Below are 17,971 nucleotides of genomic sequence, written 5' to 3' on the forward strand. Positions count from 1 at the left end.
TCACCCACGTTGGAAGTGATGAACGGCGGATTTCCCCATTTCAGGGAATCGTTTTCAATGTGTGGCTTCGGAGGGGGCGGCGTGCTTCCAACCGAGTTCGAGAATCGCGCGCTCCTGTGCATCGGCGCCTTTATCGTTGCTGGCCGGACCCGGAGCGCCCGTGCTGGCGGATTCGTTCGCAGCGGTCGCCGCGGCGTTCGCATTCGCATCGCCGAGGTCCGTCGGATTCGCGTTTGCTGGAGTGTTGGTCGCACCCGGCAGCGGGGGAGGTGGCGCGGATGCGGGCGGGTCTTGCGATGCCGACGGCGTGGCCGCGCCCCAATCTTGCGACAACGGCAACGGTACGGTGCGCGCATCGCGCGGCAGTGGCACCGCCGCATCCACTTGCGCTGCGCCGTTCGGCGCACGGAGCGGCGACCAACCCGTCGCCAGGATGGCGCGCTCCATCAACGATCGCGCGTGCAGGCTGCCCGGATCAATCGCGAGCGCCTCCGATGCCTGCTCTCGCACGCAATCCCAGGCGCGTTGCGTGGCACATCGGTCCGCGCTTTGCAGCGCGTTGTCGCGGCGTTGCTCCGCCGGTGGGCTGTTGCGCGGTACCTCGCGCGCTTCCTGATTGTTCGCGTCACGCGCGAGTGCGGCATTCGCGTTTGGCGAGCTGTTCTCCGCGAGGCTCGCACGCGAGGCGCGTACTTCTCTTTGCCGCCCGGGTCTTTCGCCGTACAGCAGAAACCCAGCGTAGGCGATTGCGACGATGAGCCAGGCGAGCAATACGCCCTTCGCGAAGCGCCCTTTACCGGTGTGCCAGAACGGGCGGTGTTGCTCGAGTTGATAGTGGTGCAGATAGTCGGCCTGCACCGTGGGGCGACTGGATGCGGCTGCGCCGGCAAACGCGACCTTTGCGACGGCAGGCATAGACGCTGCCGCGGAATCGAGGACTCTCAACGTGGCTTTGGAGCGCGCGTGCGCAACGGTATCCAGCGGACGATCCGTGCCGCAGTAAGGGCAGGAATCGGCGTACTGATAGAGCGCCCCGCCACAGAACTTGCACGGTGTGGGGAAACTCTGGTTACGAGTCATCTGAGCTGACATGCTGTCGTTCCACCGTCATGGCGACGCCATTTCGGCATGTTCAGGATCGTCGTTGAAGCGATCGGCGAAGCCTCGCGGAACCCACGATCTGCATGCGCAGGAGAGCGGCGGCGCCTGACCGGGCGCAGCCGCTCGAAAGATCATATGAGTGATTTTCCGTTCATCCGTTAATTGCCGGTGTTGCCTACCGCACATATGCGCTGCCCGCGAGCAGTGGGCGCCAACAAACCGGTTGTGCATATAAATCGCGCCGGATCATGGCGGGATCGGGGATTTCCCCGAGAGGCGTCCCGGATGACCCGGCAAGCCGGGGCCCACTTGCTGGATGCCGTTGCTTCCAGAGTCATGCGGTTTCTTGTCGGTTCGGATGTCGCGGCGATCTATCTTATTGTTTTAATTGAAGAATAATTCGATGTGGCACTCAGGCCCGACATCCGATAGTTCTAACCGGAACTAGCAAAAGTGCCTCCGGGGTCGAACCAATCTCAACGGAAATTCCCCATTCCGCCCCTTCTTGAATTTGTCACTCCCCGTCCATATAATTAGCACTCACCGCATGAGAGTGCTAACAACTCTGGTGCTAACAACATCTCTGGCTGGCGGTTACCGGCAGCCAGGTTTTCTTGAGTCGCTTCAAGTCCTAATCAAGAGAGGATCTATCCATGAACCTTCGTCCTTTGCATGATCGCGTGATCGTCAAGCGCCTGGATCAAGAAACCAAGACCGCTTCGGGCATCGTGATCCCGGACGCAGCGGCAGAAAAGCCGGATCAAGGCGAAGTCCTGGCCATCGGCCCGGGCAAGCGCGACGACAAGGGCGCCCTGATCGCGCTCGACGTGAAGGTCGGCGATCGCGTTCTGTTCGGCAAGTACGCTGGCCAGACCGTCAAGGTCGATGGCAACGAACTGCTCGTGATGCGCGAAGAAGACATCATGGCCGTGGTGAACAAGTAAGTTCATTCCACCGCTCACTATTCAAGAATTCAAGGAGTTAGAAGATGGCAGCTAAAGACGTCGTGTTCGGCGATTCCGCCCGTTCCAAGATGGTTGAAGGCGTGAACATTCTCGCCAACGCAGTGAAGGTCACGCTGGGTCCGAAGGGCCGCAATGTGGTCCTCGAGCGCTCGTTCGGCGGCCCGACGGTCACCAAGGACGGTGTCTCGGTCGCAAAGGAAATCGAGCTCAAGGACAAGCTCCAGAACATGGGCGCGCAAATGGTCAAGGAAGTCGCTTCCAAGACTAGCGACAACGCCGGTGACGGCACGACGACGGCTACGGTTCTGGCCCAGTCGATCGTCCGCGAAGGCATGAAGTACGTCGCATCGGGCATGAACCCGATGGACCTGAAGCGCGGCATCGACAAGGCCGTCGCAGCAGCAATCGAAGAGCTGCGCAAGGTCAGCAAGCCCTGCACGACCAACAAGGAAATCGCGCAAGTCGGCTCGATCTCGGCAAACAGCGACACGTCGATCGGCGACCGTATCGCTGAAGCGATGGACAAGGTTGGCAAGGAAGGCGTGATCACCGTCGAAGACGGCAAGTCGCTGCAAGACGAGCTGGAAGTCGTCGAAGGTATGCAGTTCGACCGCGGCTACCTCTCGCCGTACTTCATCAACAACCCGGACAAGCAAGTCGCCGTGCTGGAAAGCCCGTTCGTCCTGCTGTTCGACAAGAAGATCTCGAACATCCGCGATCTGCTGCCGGTTCTGGAACAAGTCGCGAAGGCTGGCCGTCCGCTGCTGATCATCGCTGAAGACGTCGAAGGCGAAGCTCTGGCAACGCTGGTCGTCAACAACATCCGCGGCATCCTGAAGACCGTCGCCGTCAAGGCTCCGGGCTTCGGCGACCGTCGCAAGGCCATGCTGGAAGACATCGCGATCCTGACCGGCGGTCAAGTCATCGCTGAAGAAACCGGCCTCACGCTCGAAAAGGCAACGCTGGCCGAACTGGGTCAAGCCAAGCGCATCGAAGTGGGCAAGGAAAACACGACGATCATCGACGGCGCTGGCGAAGCCGTGAACATCGAAGCGCGTGTCAAGCAAATCCGCACGCAGATCGAAGAAGCGACGTCGGACTACGACCGTGAGAAGCTGCAAGAGCGCGTTGCCAAGCTGGCAGGCGGTGTGGCAGTGATCAAGGTCGGCGCTGCGACCGAAGTCGAAATGAAGGAAAAGAAGGCGCGCGTGGAAGACGCGCTGCACGCAACCCGCGCTGCCGTTGAAGAAGGCATCGTCCCGGGCGGCGGCGTTGCGCTGATCCGTGCACGCACGGCAATCGCCAACGTGAAGGGCGCCAACGCAGACCAGGACGCCGGTATCAAGATCGTCCTGCGCGCCATGGAAGAGCCGCTGCGCCAGATCGTCACGAACGGCGGCGAAGAAGCTTCGGTCGTCGTGGCAGCAGTTGCTGCTGGTCAAGGCAACTACGGCTACAACGCAGCGACCGGCGAGTACGTCGACATGGTCGAAGCTGGCGTGGTCGACCCGACGAAGGTCACGCGCACCGCGCTGCAAAACGCAGCTTCGGTTGCTGGCCTGCTCCTGACGACGGACGCAGCCGTTGCTGAAGTGCCGAAGGAAGATGCTCCGATGCCCGGCGGCATGCCCGGCGGCATGGGCGGCATGGGCATGGACATGTAATTCAGGCTTTTGCCGAAATTACATCGAAGTTCAGAAGTGCAGGGGACGCGCCGTGAGGCGTGTGCCCCTAGCCCGAAAAGAAGAGCCCGCAGCGATGCGGGCTTTTTTTCGTCTGTGCGGTCTGCGCGGCTGGCCTCCGGGTGGAAGGCCAAGCCGCAGTCTTATTGCTTCGCTTCGCCCGGCGAGCCTTCGTCCGCGTCCGTGTCGTTGCTGCGCGCCCAGAAGAACCGGTCGGGCAGCCATGCGCCCATGCCCGGCCTGAACGCGTTCTGCACGGCCTGATACACATACTCCTGCGCCTCACGCACGGCCTCGGGCGGCTCCTGCCCATTGGCAAGCAGCGCGGCGATGGCGGCGCCGAGCGTGTCGGTCACGCCCATCATCGGCTGGGTGGAGCGGTCCCACAGATCCTGGCGCAACTGGCCGTCTTCGCAATACAGCGTGTTGACCACGCGATGCGTGCCCGTTTCCATCGCCAGGATGTACTCGCAACCGGTGGCGAGCAGGTGCGCGATGGCGGCGTCGACGCTGGGCGCTTCCGCGTCGCCGTCCGGCTGTGCGAGCGCGATCAGCGTGGCGGAGTCTGCCACGAGCAGCGTGGTTTGCGGCACGAGCAGGTCGGCCATGGCTTCGCGCAGTTCGTCGGCGGCGAGCACGTGCTCGTCGTCGAGCGTGAAGTCGGGGGCGAGGATGAGCGGCAAGTCGTCATAGTCGGCGACCACCTCGGCGATCGCGCTCACGACCTCGGCCCGCGCACCCGCGCCAACCTTGAACGCCGCGATGGGCATGTCTTCAAGCAGCATGCGAGCCTGGGTGGCGACGGTTTCCGGATCGAGGCCGGTCACTTCGTCGCAGCCCGCGGAGTCGCGCACCGTGTAGCCGGTCAGCGCGGTGACGCCGTGGCAGCCCATGCTGGCGAGCGTGAGCAGGTCGGCCTGGAGGCCGCCGCCGCCGGTCGGGTCGGAAAGGCCGAAGGTGAGGACGATGGGAGGGGTGTCGCTGGGCATGAACGTGGCGAGATGGATTGGACTTCGGGCGCGGCGTACCGCGCCGTCATAAGAGAATGCTTCAATTATGCGGCTTATCGACGAATCCGGGGGACGGATGACCCCGGCGCGCGCGAGGATTTTTCCGCGCTGAATGAGCCTCTCGCGGCAACGCATTCCGTTTGATCCCGTGCAGGCCAGATTTCCTCTTGCTAGGCATGGAAACGGCAACAAGGTACCATCATGGCTCTCGTTTCCCCGATTTTTTTTCCGACTGGTTTCGGACTTTTCGACGCGGCATAAGAATGGAATATAGAAGCTGGATGTGCCTGATCTGCGGCTGGATTTACGACGAAGAAGCCGGTTTGCCAGACGAAGGCATTGCCCCCGGCACGCGCTGGGAGGATGTCCCGATCAACTGGACCTGTCCTGAGTGCGGTGCGCGCAAGGAAGACTTCGAGATGGTCCAGATCTGAGCGCGTTGCCCGGATAGCTGGCGATAGCCGGCGCGCAGTCTGGCTGCAGATTCCAGAAGTGTGGCGGGTGCGGAGTGCGGTGTCGCAACAGCGGGCACCGTATTTGCGCTTGCCGTCGCGGTTGTCGATGCTCTCGTCGACGCCATTGTCGAGATTGCCCGCCTGGTCGGCCCGCTAACGTTTTCGGCGCTGCCCTATGAGTCATCCTTCAAGCTCTGATGTGCGGTTCGAAGCGTTGCCGAATCCGCGCGGCGGCACGGTGCCGTTCGCGCATGGCGCGCTCGCTCAGGCGCTTGCCGCGTTCGAAGAGCAGCGTGACGTGGCCCGGCCGCTGCGCCAGGCTGCCCGCACGCTGCACGACGCCGGCTGGCTTGCCGCCGCGCGCTTTGCCGACACGCTGCTCCTCGCTTCCCCGCTCGCGCTCGCTGCGCCGGTGCCCGTCGCACCGCCGCCGGGCTTGCCCGCGCGGCCGCTTCATGTACCCGAGGAAGTGCAGGGCGCTGAAATCCGCGCGTTGTTCAGCGAGGCGCTCGAAGATCTCGTCGCCGCGCTCGAACGCCGTAATCTGCGCGAGCTGGCGTGTTCGCCTGCGCTTTTCGCGCGGCAGCACGCGCTCTTGGCCGCACTGGCGGAGCACGTGCCGGGCATCGCGCTCGCCTACGAGGACGTGGCGCTGCAGGGCAGGCCGCTCGCGCCCGCTTCGCTGCATCCGCAGCCGGCGCAACGCTTTGGCCAGGTGCGCGCGCGCTTCGAGCAGGCGCTGCTGCATGCGCTCAAATCGCAGTTCGGCAACGGCAGCCGCGCGGCCGACGCGCTCGCGCTCGCGGCATTCGACGAGATGGACGCCTGCATGGCCGAGCTATCGAGTCCCGATCCCTACGACTTCTGGCGGCTTGCCGCCGCGTGCGGCCGCGCGCTGCGGCGCGGCGTGGCGTCATGGGGCGACGAGGGCGTGCGGCGGCTTTACGCGCGCTGCAATCTGCTGATCGGCGAGCACGCGCGCGGCCTGCGCTTCGCGCCGCAAACGCTCGTGCGCTCGACGCTGGCGTTGCTATGGCGCGACTACGCGCTCTTCGGGGCCGCCGCGGAAGACACCGCCGACGTCGATTTGCTGCACGACTACGGCTTGACCGTCGAATGGCATATCGCCGGCACGCAAGCCTCGGAAGCGCTGTGGGAAGCCGGCAGCGCGCAGGCCGGCGCGCTCGCGGCACGCGTGGCGCCCACGCGCGAGCTGGGCGCGCTGGTCGTGAACGGCAACGCGTATGAAGATTTTCTGCAGACTGCCGATGCAGCGATGATCGCGCTCGGCACGCACTCACGCACGCTGACGTTGCGCGGCGCGGGCGCGGGCCCGGAGCCTGCCGACGCGCTGGTCGCGGCCGAGGCGGCGTACCGCATCGGTGCGGCGGCCTGGGCGCTCGGGCTCGGTCACGTCGGCCAGTTCGCGGATGCCCTCGGCCTCGCCTGGCGGCGCACCGCACACGCGGCAACGCTCGCGGCGCTCGAGGCGCACGGCGCGCCGTCGGTTCAGGCGCCCGGCGCCGAGGCGATCGAGCATGCCAGTGAGGCGCTGCGCGGCATGCTGCACAAGGTCGCGGCGGGCATCGCGCAGCCCGACGCCACGCCCGCGGTGCGTGCGCTTGGGGCGGCGATCGTTGGCGGCGTGGCGCCAACCGCAGCGCAGCCCGCAGTGCAATCCATTGCGCACTGAATGCACCGGGCGGGCGGATCGGCGGCGCGCGTCTGGCCGCCCAGGCGCCGGGCACCGGCCTTGCGCCGTTGGCCCATTGCCTTGCAAGGGCGCAGCGCGCGCGTGTTAGAGTGAGCCATTCCCTGCAATGCGCAACGCGTAGCGGCTGGCAAAGTGCGAGGCGGCCATCGGGCGCCCGACTTCCGGCCGGGCAGCGCGCCGCCATTGCGCATCGTCTTTGCTAGAATTCAAACCATGTCCAAGAGTACCGATCGCATCAATCTGACCAACCAGTTCCTGATCGCCATGCCGAACATGGCGGACCCCACGTTTTCAGGAACGGTGGTCTACCTTTGCGATCATTCGGAGCGCGGCGCGCTCGGTCTCGTCATCAATCGGCCCACCGACATCGATCTCGAGGCACTCTTTTCCCGCATCGACCTGAAGCTCGAAATCGAGCCGCTCCTGCACGTGCCCGTCTATTTCGGCGGCCCGGTGCAGACCGAGCGGGGCTTCGTGCTGCACGCGCCCGCAGAGGGCACGAGCTATACGTCTTCGATGTCGGTGCCGGGCGGGCTCGAGATGACCACGTCGAAGGACGTGCTCGAAGCCGTCGCCAACGGCAGCGGCCCCGAACGCTTCCTGCTCACGCTCGGCCATGCCGGCTGGGGCGCGGGTCAGCTCGAGGACGAAATCTCGAAGAACGGCTGGCTCACGGTCGAGGCCGATCCGAAGATCGTGTTCGACGTGCCCGCCGAAGAGCGTTTCGAGGCGGCGCTCGCGCTGCTCGGCATTTCCTCGACGATGCTGTCGGGCGAGGCGGGCCACGCATGAGCGTGGCCGCTGGGCGAGGGGCCGGCGAGGCCACCTTGCTTGCGTTCGATTACGGCGAAAAGCGCATCGGCGTGGCGCTCGGCAATGCGCTCACGCGCAGCGCCCGGGCGCTCACCGTCATTCCCAACAAGAGTCGCGACTATCGTTTCGCAGCGATAGGCGAATTGCTGCGCGAGTGGCAGCCCGACCTGCTCGTAGTTGGCTTGCCGTGCCATCCGGACGGCACGCCGCACATCATGACGCAGCACGCGAAGCGCTTTGGCAACCAGCTCAACGGCCGCTTCGGCCTTCGGGTGGTGTGGGTGGACGAGCGCTATTCGTCTGTCGACGCCGAAGCGCGGCTGCGCGAGCGCGGCGAACGCGTCGAACACGTCGACGCCGAAGCGGCCTCCGTGATTCTCCAGCAGTACCTCGACGAACTCCCGCTCTGACCTGCCCGCGAGTTGCCCGATGATCATTCCCGACGCTGAAGCGCTGTACCTCGCCCTTCTCGACGAGATCCGCGCGGCGTATCACGCCGATGCGTTCGGCGCGCCCGGCGGCGTGGCGATCGTCGGCATCCATAGCGGCGGCGCGTGGATCGCCGAGCGGCTCGCGCAGGACGTTGGGACGCACGAATGGGGCGTGCTCAACGTCGCGCTGCACCGCGACGATTACGCGAAAAAGGGCCTGCACAGCAAGGCGAGCCCAACGGCGTTGCCGTTCGCCGTGGAAGGCCGCCACATTCTGCTCGTCGACGACGTGCTGTACACGGGCCGCACGGTGCGCGCCGCGCTCAACGAACTCTATGACTACGGGCGGCCGGCCTCCGTCGAACTCGCGGTGCTCGCCGAGCGCGGCGGGCGAGAGCTGCCGGTGTCTGCGCGTTTCACTGGCGGCGCAGTGAGCGTCGGTGCACATGAAACGCTCGTACTTGCACACAACCCCGACGGCCGCTTCGCCTTTGAAGTCGAGCAGAGCAGCGGTAGCTGACGCGCGCATCGAACACATTCGGCGGCAGCGACGGCAGATGCACACGCATGCACGCCGGCGACACGCCGCCCATCACACCCAGGATTTACGCGATGAACACCCAGCCCACGCCCGCCGCGTCCCCAGCGGACGACACGCGTTTTCGCTACGGCTTCCTCAAGGGCAATCCACAGCTCACGAAGAATGGCGAGCTTAAACACCTGCTGTCGATCGAGGGCCTGTCGCGCGCGATCCTCACGCATGTGCTCGATACCGCCACGCAGTTCGTGAGCGTGACCGATCGCGACGTGAAGAAGGTGCCGCTGCTGCGCGGCAAGTCGGTGTTCAACCTGTTCTTCGAGAATTCCACGCGCACGCGCACCACGTTCGAGATCGCGGCCACGCGTCTTTCGGCCGATGTGCTCAACCTGAACATCAACGCTTCATCGACGAGCAAGGGCGAGTCGCTGCTCGACACCATCGGCAATCTTTCGGCGATGCACGCCGACATGTTCGTCGTGCGCCACGCGTCGAGCGGCGCGCCGTACCTGATCGCCGAGCACTGCGCGCCGCACGTGCACGTGATCAACGCCGGCGACGGCCGCCACGCGCACCCGACGCAAGGCCTGCTCGACATGTACACGATCCGCCACTACAAGCGCGACTTCACGAACCTGCGCGTGGCGATCGTGGGCGACATCCTGCACTCGCGTGTGGCGCGCTCGGACATCCACGCGCTAACCACGCTCGGTGTGCCCGAAGTGCGCGCGATCGGCCCACGCACGCTATTGCCGGGCGGCCTCGAGCAGATGGGCGTGCGGGTGTTTCATAACCTCGACGAAGGCCTCAAGGATGTCGACGTCATCATCATGCTGCGTCTGCAGAACGAGCGCATGAGCGGCGCGCTGCTGCCCTCAGCGCAGGAGTACTTCAAGAGCTGGGGCTTGACGCCCGAGCGCCTCGCGCTCGCCGCGCCCGACGCGATCGTCATGCATCCGGGGCCGATGAATCGCGGCGTCGAGATCGACTCGCAGGCCGCCGACGGCCCGCAGTCGGTGATCCTCGACCAGGTGAGCTTCGGCATTGCGGTGCGCATGGCGGTGATGGGCATCGTCGCCGGTAACAACGATTGAAGCGCTCACGCGGCAAGAACGACAAGGGCAGCAGATGAAGATCCATATTCAAGGCGGCACGCTGATCGATCCGGCGGCCGGGACCGAACAGCGGCAGGACGTGTATATCGAAGCGGGCAAGATCGCGGCGCTCGGCGCGGCGCCCGCGGGCTTCCAGGCGGACCGCACGCTCGATGCGCGCGGCCTCGTGGTCGCGCCCGGTCTCGTCGACCTGAGCGCGCGTCTGCGCGAGCCGGGCTACGAGCACAAGGCCACGCTCGATTCGGAGATGAACGCGGCGCTCGCGGGAGGCGTGACGAGCCTCGTGTGCCCGCCCGACACCGACCCCGTGCTCGACGAGGCGGGCCTCGTCGAGATGCTCAAGCATCGTGCGGGCAAGCTCGCGCGTGCGCAGGTGCATCCGCTGGGTGCACTGACCGTGGGGCTGAAAGGGCAGGTGATCACCGAGATGGTGTCGCTGACCGAGGCGGGCTGCATCGGCTTCACGCAGGCCGACGCGCCGATCGCCGATACCCAGGTCTTGCTGCGCGCGCTGCAGTATGCGAGCACCTATGGCTATGCCGTGTGGCTGCGGCCGCAGGATGCGTATCTCTCGAAGGGCGGCGTGGCCGCGAGCGGCGCGCTGGCTTCGCGGCTCGGCCTCTCCGGCGTGCCGGTGAGCGCGGAGACGATCGCGCTGCATACGCTCTTTGAACTGATGCGCGTGACGGGCGCGCGCGTGCACGTGCAGCATCTTTCGTCGGCGGCGGGCGTGGCGCTCGTGCGCGCGGCGAAGGCCGAGGGCCTGCCCGTGACCTGCGACGTAACGGCCAACCATCTGCATCTGATCGACATGGACATCGGCTATTTCGACGCGCAGTTCCGGCTCGACCCGCCGCTGCGTCAGCAGCGCGATCGCGAGGCGATTCGCGCGGGCCTTGCCGACGGCACGATCGACGCGATCTGCTCGCAGCACACGCCCGTGGACGACGACGAGAAGCTGCTGCCGTTTGCCGAAGCGACGCCGGGCGCGACGGGGCTGGAGCTATTCCTCTCGTTGACCGTGAAATGGGCACAGGAGGCGCGCGTGCCGCTCGCGAAGGCGCTCGCCCATGTGACGTCGGCGCCGGCTGCGGTCATGCAGCGCGACGCCGGACGGCTCGCCGTGGGCGCGAGCGCGGACTTCTGCGTGTTCGATCCCCAGGCGCACTGGCGCGTCGAGCCACGTGCGCTGAAAAGTCAGGGACACAACACGCCGTTCCTCGGCTACGAACTGCCCGCCGTGGTGCGTGCAACGCTCGTGGCAGGGCGCGTGGGTTTCGAGCGCGTCATCGAGCGTGCATGACAGATTTGTGTCATGTGCGTCTGCTAGCATCATGCGATTCCGTCATTCGTAGACCATGAGCCTCTTCATCCGCAAGACCCGCCTGCTCGCGCATCTGCTGCGCGGCGCCTGCACCGTGGCACTGCACTTTCCGCGTGCGAGCGCCGATCAGCGCCACGCCATGAACCGTGCATGGTCCCTCAAAATGCTCGAGTTGTGCGGCCTGAAGCTCGTCGTGCACAACGACGCGGCTCGGCTCGACGCGGGCGCGCTCGTCGTAAGCAACCATATCTCGTGGATCGACATCTACGTGATCAACGCGTGGCGGCCCACGCCGTTCGTCTCGAAGGCCGAGATCCGCAACTGGCCCCTCATTGGCTGGTTCGCGCAGAATCTCGACACGGTGTTCGTCGAGCGCGAGAAGCGCAGCGATGCGAAACGCATCATGCATGAGCTGGCGGCGCGGCTCGAGCGCGGCGAGCTGATGTGCGTGTTTCCAGAAGGCACGACCTCGGACGGCGTCGCGCTCAAGCCGTTTCACTCGAACATGTTCCAGGCGGCGGTATCGGCTGGGAGGCCCGTGCAGCCGCTGTGCATTTTGTATGAGGATGCGCAGGGGCGGCAGTCGGTGGCGCCGGCTTATATCGACGATCTATCGCTGAAGGATTCGCTCGACGCGATGCTCAAATCCGGGCCGCTGACCGCTCACGTTTATGTTTGTGAGGCGATTGAAGCGGGTGACGACCGGCGCAAGCTGGCGGCGCGGGCTCAGGAGGCGGTGGGGCAGGCGCTGGAGACGATGCGAGGTGAGGCGGCGGCGCTACCGCATGGCGTCGCGCAGGCGACTTGACGCCAGAAGGCGTGCGCCTGCGCGCTCATGGGTGCGTTAGTCGTTCGTAATAGCGCGGCAACTCTCGCAGGGTACCTGCGTGAGGATGCGTTTGCCCGGATCGCCGACGAGATGGATCGCCGAGAGCTCCTCGCCCCAGACGCAGCCAGAGTCGAGCCCGACCAGGTTCTTGCGCAGGGTGAGGCCAAGCGCCGCCCAATGGCCGAACACGACGGTGATGTCTTCGGTCTTGCGCCCCGGTACGTCGAACCACGGCATGAAGCCTGGCGGCGCGGAGTCGAGGCCGCCGCTGGTTGAGAAGTCCATCACGCCGTCACTGTCGCAAAAACGCACGCGTGTGAGCGCGCTGCAGGTCACGCGCAGGCGCTCGATACCCTTGAGGTCTTTGGACCAGCGGTTCGGCTGGTTGCCATAGAGGCCGGCAAGTGTTTCCCGCCAGTTGTCGCGGCGCAACGCTTTTTCGAGTTCGTGCGCGAGTTCCATCGTGAGATCGACGTCCCACTGAGGCAAAACGCCTGCATGCACCATCAGCATGCCGTTCTCGTAGTGCGCAATCGGGCGATGGCGCACCCAGTGCAGCAGATCTTCGGCGTCGGGCGCGCTCAGGATGTCGTCGATGGTGTCGTCTTTCTTCGCCTTGCGAATGCCTGCCGAAACCGACAGGAGATGCAGATCGTGATTGCCCAGCACCGCCACGCCGCGATCGCCGAGTTCGATCACCTCACGCAAGGTTTCGAGCGACGCGGGACCGCGATTGATCAGGTCGCCCGCGAACCAGAGCGGCGTGTCCGGGGAGGGCGCGGCTTTGGCGAGCAGTTCGCGAAATGGTGAGAGGCAACCCTGAAGGTCGCCGAAAGCGAGAGGGGCTGGATGCGGCGCTTGCTCTTTCATTCGGTGGATGGCTGGCGGTGTACGGCGTGGCGCGAGGCAATGACGGTATCACAAGATGAGTGCCGTCGCGTGACGCCGCGGAAACCGGCTAATGCATGGCGGATGAACGATTCGACCCCGGCATGGCACGAAAAATGCCAAACGAATTTGTCAAGCTGTTTCAAGATGTTAGGGGGGTGGCGTTCGTGCAGGGTATCCTTATAATTCTCTATCGATAAAATTAGAACCAGAATCTGCGGGGGTAGGTAAGGCTGAATCAGCTGGATCGGGCGCTTCTCCCGCACGAGAGCTATTTCTACAGTTAGCTTTCAGGTCATCTGGTGCATAGATTGACGCCAGAATTGCTTCCGCACTCGCGCAACAAAAGGAGTTCCATGATTCTGGTTACGGGCGGTGCCGGCTTTATCGGCGCCAACTTTGTGCTTGACTGGCTGAGTCAATCGGACGAAGCCGTATTGAATGTCGACAAGCTCACGTACGCGGGCAATCTCGGGACGCTGAAATCGTTGCGGGACGATGCGAAGCACGTATTCGCGCGCGCGGATATTTGCGACCGCGCCGCGCTCGACGCCCTCTTCGCCCAACACAAGCCGCGCGCGGTGCTGCATTTCGCGGCCGAAAGCCACGTCGATCGCTCGATTCATGGTCCGGCTGATTTTGTACAGACCAATGTCGTCGGCACCTTCACGTTGCTCGAAGCGGCTCGCCAGTACTGGAGCGACCTGCCGGCCGCCGAAAAGGCCGCGTTTCGTTTCCTGCACGTCTCCACGGACGAAGTGTTCGGCTCGCTTTCGGCAACCGACCCGCAATTCTCCGAAACGACACCGTACGCGCCCAACAGCCCGTACTCGGCGACCAAGGCGGGTTCGGACCATCTCGTGCGTGCCTACCATCACACGTACGGCCTGCCCACGCTGACGACGAATTGTTCGAACAATTACGGCCCGTACCAGTTTCCGGAGAAGCTGATTCCGCTGATGATTGCCAACGCGCTCGCGGGCAAGTCGCTCCCGGTGTACGGCGACGGCCAGAACGTGCGCGACTGGCTCTACGTGAGCGACCATTGCGGCGCGATCCGCGAAGTACTCGCGCGGGGCAAGGTCGGTGAGACCTATAACGTCGGCGGCTGGAACGAGAAGAAGAATCTCGAAGTCGTGCACACGTTGTGCGACTTGCTCGATGAACTGCGCCCGAAGGCGGCGGGTTCGTACCGCGAGCAGATTACCTATGTGACGGATCGTCCGGGCCATGATCGCCGTTACGCGATCGATGCGCGCAAGCTCGAGCGCGAACTCGGCTGGAAGCCTGCCGAGACGTTCGAAACCGGCCTTGCGAAGACAGTGCGCTGGTATCTCGACAATCAGGCATGGGTCGATGATGTCGTATCGGGCGACTATCGCAAGTGGGTCGAGACGAATTATGCGAAGCGCGGGTGAGGAACAAGGCGATGGCACGTAAAGGCATCATTCTCGCGGGCGGCTCCGGAACGCGGCTGTATCCGATCACGCACGTCGTGTCGAAACAGCTGCTGCCGGTGTACGACAAACCGATGATCTACTACCCGCTGTCGACGATGATGATGGCGGGCATTCGTGATGTCTTGATCATCTCGACGCCGCAGGACACGCCGCGTTTCGAGGCGATGCTCGGTGACGGCAGCCAGTGGGGGATGAATATCCAGTACGCGGTGCAGCCGTCGCCCGACGGACTCGCGCAGGCGTTCATCATCGGCAAGGATTTCATCGGCAACGATCCGTCGGCGCTGATCCTTGGCGACAACATTTTCTACGGACACGATCTCGCAAAGCAGCTCGAGCATGCTAATGCGCAAGAGAGCGGTGCGACGGTGTTCGCCTATCACGTGCACGATCCCGAGCGTTATGGCGTCGTCGAATTCGATCAGTCGTTCCGTGCGGTGTCGATTGAAGAGAAGCCCGCGAAGCCGCGTTCGAACTATGCGGTCACGGGGCTGTATTTCTACGACAACCGCGTGTGCGATATCGCCTCCGACATCAAGCCTTCGGCGCGCGGCGAGCTCGAAATTACCGATGTGAATTCGCGCTATCTTGCTGACGGCGCGCTCAGTGTCGAGATCATGGGGCGTGGGTACGCCTGGCTCGATACCGGTACGCACGATTCGCTGATCGAGGCGGCGACCTTCATTGCGACGCTGCAGAAGCGCCAGGGTCTCGTGGTCGCGTGTCCCGAGGAGATCGCGTATCGCAAGCAGTGGATCGATGCGGAGCAGGTGTTGAAGCTTGCCAAGCCACTGGCGAAGAACAGCTACGGGCAGTATCTCCAGAACATTCTCACTCATCAGGTTGCATGGCTATCCAGGTAACGGCGACGGCACTGCCCGAAGTCAAGATCATTGAGCCCAAGGTGTTCGGTGACGCGCGCGGGTTCTTCTACGAGAGCTTCAACGCGCGCGAGTTCGCCGAGCACGTGGAGCCGGGCGTCGAATTCGTGCAGGACAACCACTCGCGTTCGTCGCGAGGGGTGCTGCGCGGGCTGCACTATCAGATCGAGCATGCGCAGGGGAAGCTCGTGCGTGTGGTCGAAGGTGAGGTGTTCGACGTCGTGGTCGACGTCCGCAAAAGCTCGCCGCGGTTTGGCACGTGGGTTGGCGTGAATCTGTCGGTCGACAATCATCGCCAGTTGTGGGTGCCGCCGGGTTTTGCGCATGGCTTTGTCGTGTTGTCGGAGTCCGCGCAGTTCCTGTACAAGACGACCGACTACTGGTACCCGGAGCACGAGCGCAGCATCATCTGGAACGATGCGGTTATCGGCATCGCATGGCCGATAGAGGGCGAGCCGCTGCTGGCGGCGAAGGACGCGGCCGGCGTGCGTCTGGCCGAAGCCGAACTCTACGCTTGAGGCGGGTATGAGTCGGGAAATGACGATCCTCGTGACGGGCGTGAACGGCCAGGTTGGATTCGAGTTGCTACGGTCGCTGCAGGGGCTTGGCCGCGTGGTGCCGTGCGACAGGTCGACGCTCGATCTCTCCGATCTCGATCGCGTGCGGGCCTTCGTGCGCGACCTGAAGCCGTCGCTCGTTGTGAATCCGGCCGCGTATACGGCGGTGGACAAGGCCGAGACCGATATCGAGGCTGCGCGACGCTTGAACGTCGACGTGCCGCGCGTATTCGCGGAAGAGGCTGCGCGTGCCGGTGGCGCGCTCATCCACTATTCGACCGACTATGTGTATGACGGTGCGAAGTCGAGCGCGTACGTGGAAACCGACGCAACGAATCCTCAGAACGTGTATGGGGAAACGAAGCTCGAAGGCGAACGCGCGATTGCGGCGACGGGATGCGCGCACCTGATCCTGCGAACGAGTTGGGTGTACGGCCGGCGCGGTAAGAATTTCTTGCAGACGATGTTGAAGCTGGGCGGCGAGCGGAAAGAGTTGCGAGTCGTTGCGGACCAGATCGGCGCGCCGACCTGGGCGAAGACGATTGCGGCTGCGACGTCGCACATCGTCGCGCAAGGCGCAGCGGCAGATGACACCGACTGGTGGGTGCGTCGTTCCGGCGTCTACCATCTGACGTCGGCCGGAGCGACGTCGTGGCACGGCTTTGCAGAAGCGATATTCGCCGCTGCGATGGGCGCGGATGCGCCGACGGTCTTGCCGATTCCCGCAAGCGACTATCCGACGCCTGCGAAGCGGCCGGCCAATTCGAGAATGTCGCTGGACAAGCTGGCTGAGGTGTTCGGCTTGCGGATGCCGGATTGGCACGATGCGCTGTGGCTGTGTTTGGCTGAGTAGATCAGACAGCAGTTTGAGAAGGTTGCGCTCTCAACCTTGAAGTTTCATCAAGATGATTAACTGAATGACCGATCCTGTTTATTACCTCCATATCCCGAAAACGGGGGGAACTTCGCTTATCTCTTTTCTGGATGATCAATACGGTCCGGAAGAGATCTGTCCGGCGCAATTGCTTCCGGACTTGTTCGACCTCCCATTGGAATCGATGGAGCGGTACAGGTTGTTCCGTGGTCATCTTTGGCATGGTTTGGGCACCTACCTCGAGCGGAATCTGACTTACATCACGATGCTCCGGGACCCGCTGCAACGTACCGTTTCGTGGTACCTGCATGCGATGCGCGATGAAAACGCATACCGGCATCAGCAAATGAAAAGTGGAGGGTGGTCGCTGCTGGACTTTGTTCGGGATCCTGAAACGAACTGGGATATCGTCAATACGCAGACGCTGTTTTTGGCGGCGGACCTTGACTATCAAAAGCTGTCGCGCGATCCGGTTGGATACGGACGCGCGGCCGTCAAGGAATTTGCCGCACGTGGAAACGATCGGAAATTGCTGGATCTCGCAAAAAAGCGGCTTGAATCGTTCGCGTTCTTCGGCATCACCGAGCGAATGCGCGACTCCATGAGTCTTCTTGCCCACGAGCTCGAGTTTTTTCCTAACTTCTCGGTGCCCAGACTAAACACCTCGTCGAATCGGTCGGGAAATGGCGAGTTGGCGGCGGCGGAAATCGACGCGATTCGCGAACTGACCGCGCTCGATCAGGAATTGTACGTTTGGGCTTGTCAGCTCTTCGAAGATCGCATGGGCGAGATGACGCGTTCGCTATTGATGGAGCGCTATCGGCAGGCGGAAACATTGGTCAGGAAGTCCTGGCACGAGCCTATTGCCGAGCAGGCCCGAACCCACTTCGGGGTGCGTGTGCTCTCTGCACCGCCGCACGTGGCTGCGGATGAGCGGTTCTTCGTTCAGGTCGGGTTGCGCAACCAGTCTCGCTACCAGATCGCCAGTCGCGCGCCGAATCCGGTGCATGTCGCGTATCACTGGCTTGAGGCGAAGCGTTCACAGGCCGTGGTGTTCGACGGCGAGCGCACAACGCTGCACGCGTCGTTGATGCCGGGTGAGGAAAGGGAAATGCAGGCGCTCGTCGTCGCGCCATCCGTCGCCGGGACGTACGTTCTGCGATTGACCCTCGTTCAGGAGGGCATCGCCTGGTTCGACGATGGAGATTCGAATGCCTTTGCCGAGGTCGAAGTAACCGTCAGGTAAGGTTTTTGCTTTCAGGTGTGACAGGTCCCTGTCGATTGGGCTTCATTGGGGGGCGATCATTACCTTGTGTTACGGACGGCAGTAGTTC

Annotated in this window: 18 protein-coding genes; 15 read left to right on the forward strand and 3 right to left on the reverse strand. The window is 63.7% G+C overall.

The features are described 5' to 3' along the window. Window positions 1–54: 54 nt before the first annotated feature. Window positions 55–915 (reverse strand): hypothetical protein, encoded by an 861-nt coding sequence (locus AB4Y40_RS26495; protein WP_368690331.1) that lies wholly within the window; start codon window positions 913–915, stop codon window positions 55–57. Window positions 916–1,754: 839 nt separating this feature from the next. On the opposite strand from AB4Y40_RS26495, the gene groES reads away from it, so the two are divergent. Continuing rightward, on the forward strand, window positions 1,755–2,045 hold the full coding sequence (groES, locus tag AB4Y40_RS26500) for a co-chaperone GroES (protein WP_028202123.1): 291 nt from the start codon (window positions 1,755–1,757) through the stop codon (window positions 2,043–2,045). A 44-nt stretch (window positions 2,046–2,089) separates the two neighbouring features. Next, on the forward strand, window positions 2,090–3,730 hold the full coding sequence (groL, locus tag AB4Y40_RS26505; protein ID WP_133189858.1) for a chaperonin GroEL: 1,641 nt from the start codon (window positions 2,090–2,092) through the stop codon (window positions 3,728–3,730). A 161-nt stretch (window positions 3,731–3,891) separates the two neighbouring features. Here the strand turns inward: groL and AB4Y40_RS26510 are convergent, their stop codons facing one another. Further along, window positions 3,892–4,737, reverse strand: coding sequence for a hydroxymethylpyrimidine/phosphomethylpyrimidine kinase (locus tag AB4Y40_RS26510; RefSeq protein ID WP_368690332.1), 846 nt, complete (start codon window positions 4,735–4,737; stop codon window positions 3,892–3,894). 284 nt (window positions 4,738–5,021) lie between these two features. On the opposite strand from AB4Y40_RS26510, the gene AB4Y40_RS26515 reads away from it, so the two are divergent. The 8 genes from AB4Y40_RS26515 to AB4Y40_RS26550 all read left to right on the forward strand — a co-directional run bounded on the left by AB4Y40_RS26515 (window position 5,022) and on the right by AB4Y40_RS26550 (window position 11,956). Beyond that, on the forward strand, window positions 5,022–5,192 hold the full coding sequence (locus AB4Y40_RS26515) for a rubredoxin (RefSeq protein ID WP_008342674.1): 171 nt from the start codon (window positions 5,022–5,024) through the stop codon (window positions 5,190–5,192). 196 nt (window positions 5,193–5,388) lie between these two features. Beyond that, complete coding sequence (locus tag AB4Y40_RS26520; protein WP_368690333.1) at window positions 5,389–6,906, forward strand: hypothetical protein; 1,518 nt, start codon at window positions 5,389–5,391, stop codon at window positions 6,904–6,906. A gap of 234 nt (window positions 6,907–7,140) precedes the next feature. Beyond that, window positions 7,141–7,719, forward strand: coding sequence for a YqgE/AlgH family protein (locus tag AB4Y40_RS26525; RefSeq protein ID WP_028202127.1), 579 nt, complete (start codon window positions 7,141–7,143; stop codon window positions 7,717–7,719). Then, window positions 7,716–8,150, forward strand: a complete 435-nt coding sequence (gene ruvX / locus AB4Y40_RS26530; RefSeq protein WP_368690334.1) for a Holliday junction resolvase RuvX — start codon at window positions 7,716–7,718, stop codon at window positions 8,148–8,150. Before AB4Y40_RS26525 ends, ruvX begins: the two co-directional genes overlap by 4 nt. Before the next feature lie 19 nt (window positions 8,151–8,169). Further along, a complete protein-coding gene (pyrR, locus tag AB4Y40_RS26535) occupies window positions 8,170–8,691 on the forward strand; it encodes a bifunctional pyr operon transcriptional regulator/uracil phosphoribosyltransferase PyrR (RefSeq protein ID WP_368690335.1) in 522 nt (173 codons plus the stop codon). Window positions 8,692–8,783: 92 nt separating this feature from the next. Then, window positions 8,784–9,803 (forward strand): aspartate carbamoyltransferase catalytic subunit, encoded by a 1,020-nt coding sequence (locus AB4Y40_RS26540; RefSeq protein WP_368690336.1) that lies wholly within the window; start codon window positions 8,784–8,786, stop codon window positions 9,801–9,803. Window positions 9,804–9,837: 34 nt separating this feature from the next. Beyond that, the gene (locus AB4Y40_RS26545; protein ID WP_368690337.1) at window positions 9,838–11,127 is read left to right on the forward strand and encodes a dihydroorotase; all 1,290 of its coding nucleotides are present in this window, start codon (window positions 9,838–9,840) and stop codon (window positions 11,125–11,127) included. Between the two features lie 55 nt (window positions 11,128–11,182). Beyond that, window positions 11,183–11,956 carry a lysophospholipid acyltransferase family protein gene (locus AB4Y40_RS26550; RefSeq protein ID WP_368690338.1) on the forward strand — a complete coding sequence of 258 codons (774 nt, stop codon included), beginning with the start codon at window positions 11,183–11,185 and terminating at the stop codon, window positions 11,954–11,956. 36 nt (window positions 11,957–11,992) lie between these two features. On the opposite strand, the gene AB4Y40_RS26555 is transcribed toward AB4Y40_RS26550, so the two are convergent. Beyond that, on the reverse strand, window positions 11,993–12,847 hold the full coding sequence (locus tag AB4Y40_RS26555; protein ID WP_368690339.1) for a symmetrical bis(5'-nucleosyl)-tetraphosphatase: 855 nt from the start codon (window positions 12,845–12,847) through the stop codon (window positions 11,993–11,995). A gap of 374 nt (window positions 12,848–13,221) precedes the next feature. Between AB4Y40_RS26555 and rfbB the strand changes: the two genes are divergently transcribed. The 5 genes from rfbB (at window position 13,222) to AB4Y40_RS26580 (ending at window position 17,883) form a co-directional block, all read left to right on the forward strand. Continuing rightward, window positions 13,222–14,283, forward strand: a complete 1,062-nt coding sequence (gene rfbB / locus AB4Y40_RS26560) for a dTDP-glucose 4,6-dehydratase (RefSeq protein WP_368690340.1) — start codon at window positions 13,222–13,224, stop codon at window positions 14,281–14,283. Window positions 14,284–14,294: 11 nt separating this feature from the next. After that, complete coding sequence (rfbA, locus tag AB4Y40_RS26565; protein WP_368616868.1) at window positions 14,295–15,188, forward strand: glucose-1-phosphate thymidylyltransferase RfbA; 894 nt, start codon at window positions 14,295–14,297, stop codon at window positions 15,186–15,188. Then, a complete protein-coding gene (rfbC, locus tag AB4Y40_RS26570) occupies window positions 15,173–15,724 on the forward strand; it encodes a dTDP-4-dehydrorhamnose 3,5-epimerase (RefSeq protein ID WP_368690341.1) in 552 nt (183 codons plus the stop codon). The genes rfbA and rfbC overlap by 16 nt, the downstream gene beginning before the upstream one ends. A 7-nt stretch (window positions 15,725–15,731) precedes the next feature. Then, window positions 15,732–16,616, forward strand: coding sequence for a dTDP-4-dehydrorhamnose reductase (gene rfbD / locus AB4Y40_RS26575; RefSeq protein WP_368690342.1), 885 nt, complete (start codon window positions 15,732–15,734; stop codon window positions 16,614–16,616). 64 nt (window positions 16,617–16,680) lie between these two features. Then, on the forward strand, window positions 16,681–17,883 hold the full coding sequence (locus AB4Y40_RS26580; RefSeq protein ID WP_368690343.1) for a sulfotransferase family 2 domain-containing protein: 1,203 nt from the start codon (window positions 16,681–16,683) through the stop codon (window positions 17,881–17,883). The last annotated feature ends 88 nt before the right edge of the window (window positions 17,884–17,971 follow it).

Origin of the sequence: Paraburkholderia sp. EG287B, assembly GCF_040965595.1 — a bacterium.
Lineage (GTDB): Bacteria > Pseudomonadota > Gammaproteobacteria > Burkholderiales > Burkholderiaceae > Paraburkholderia.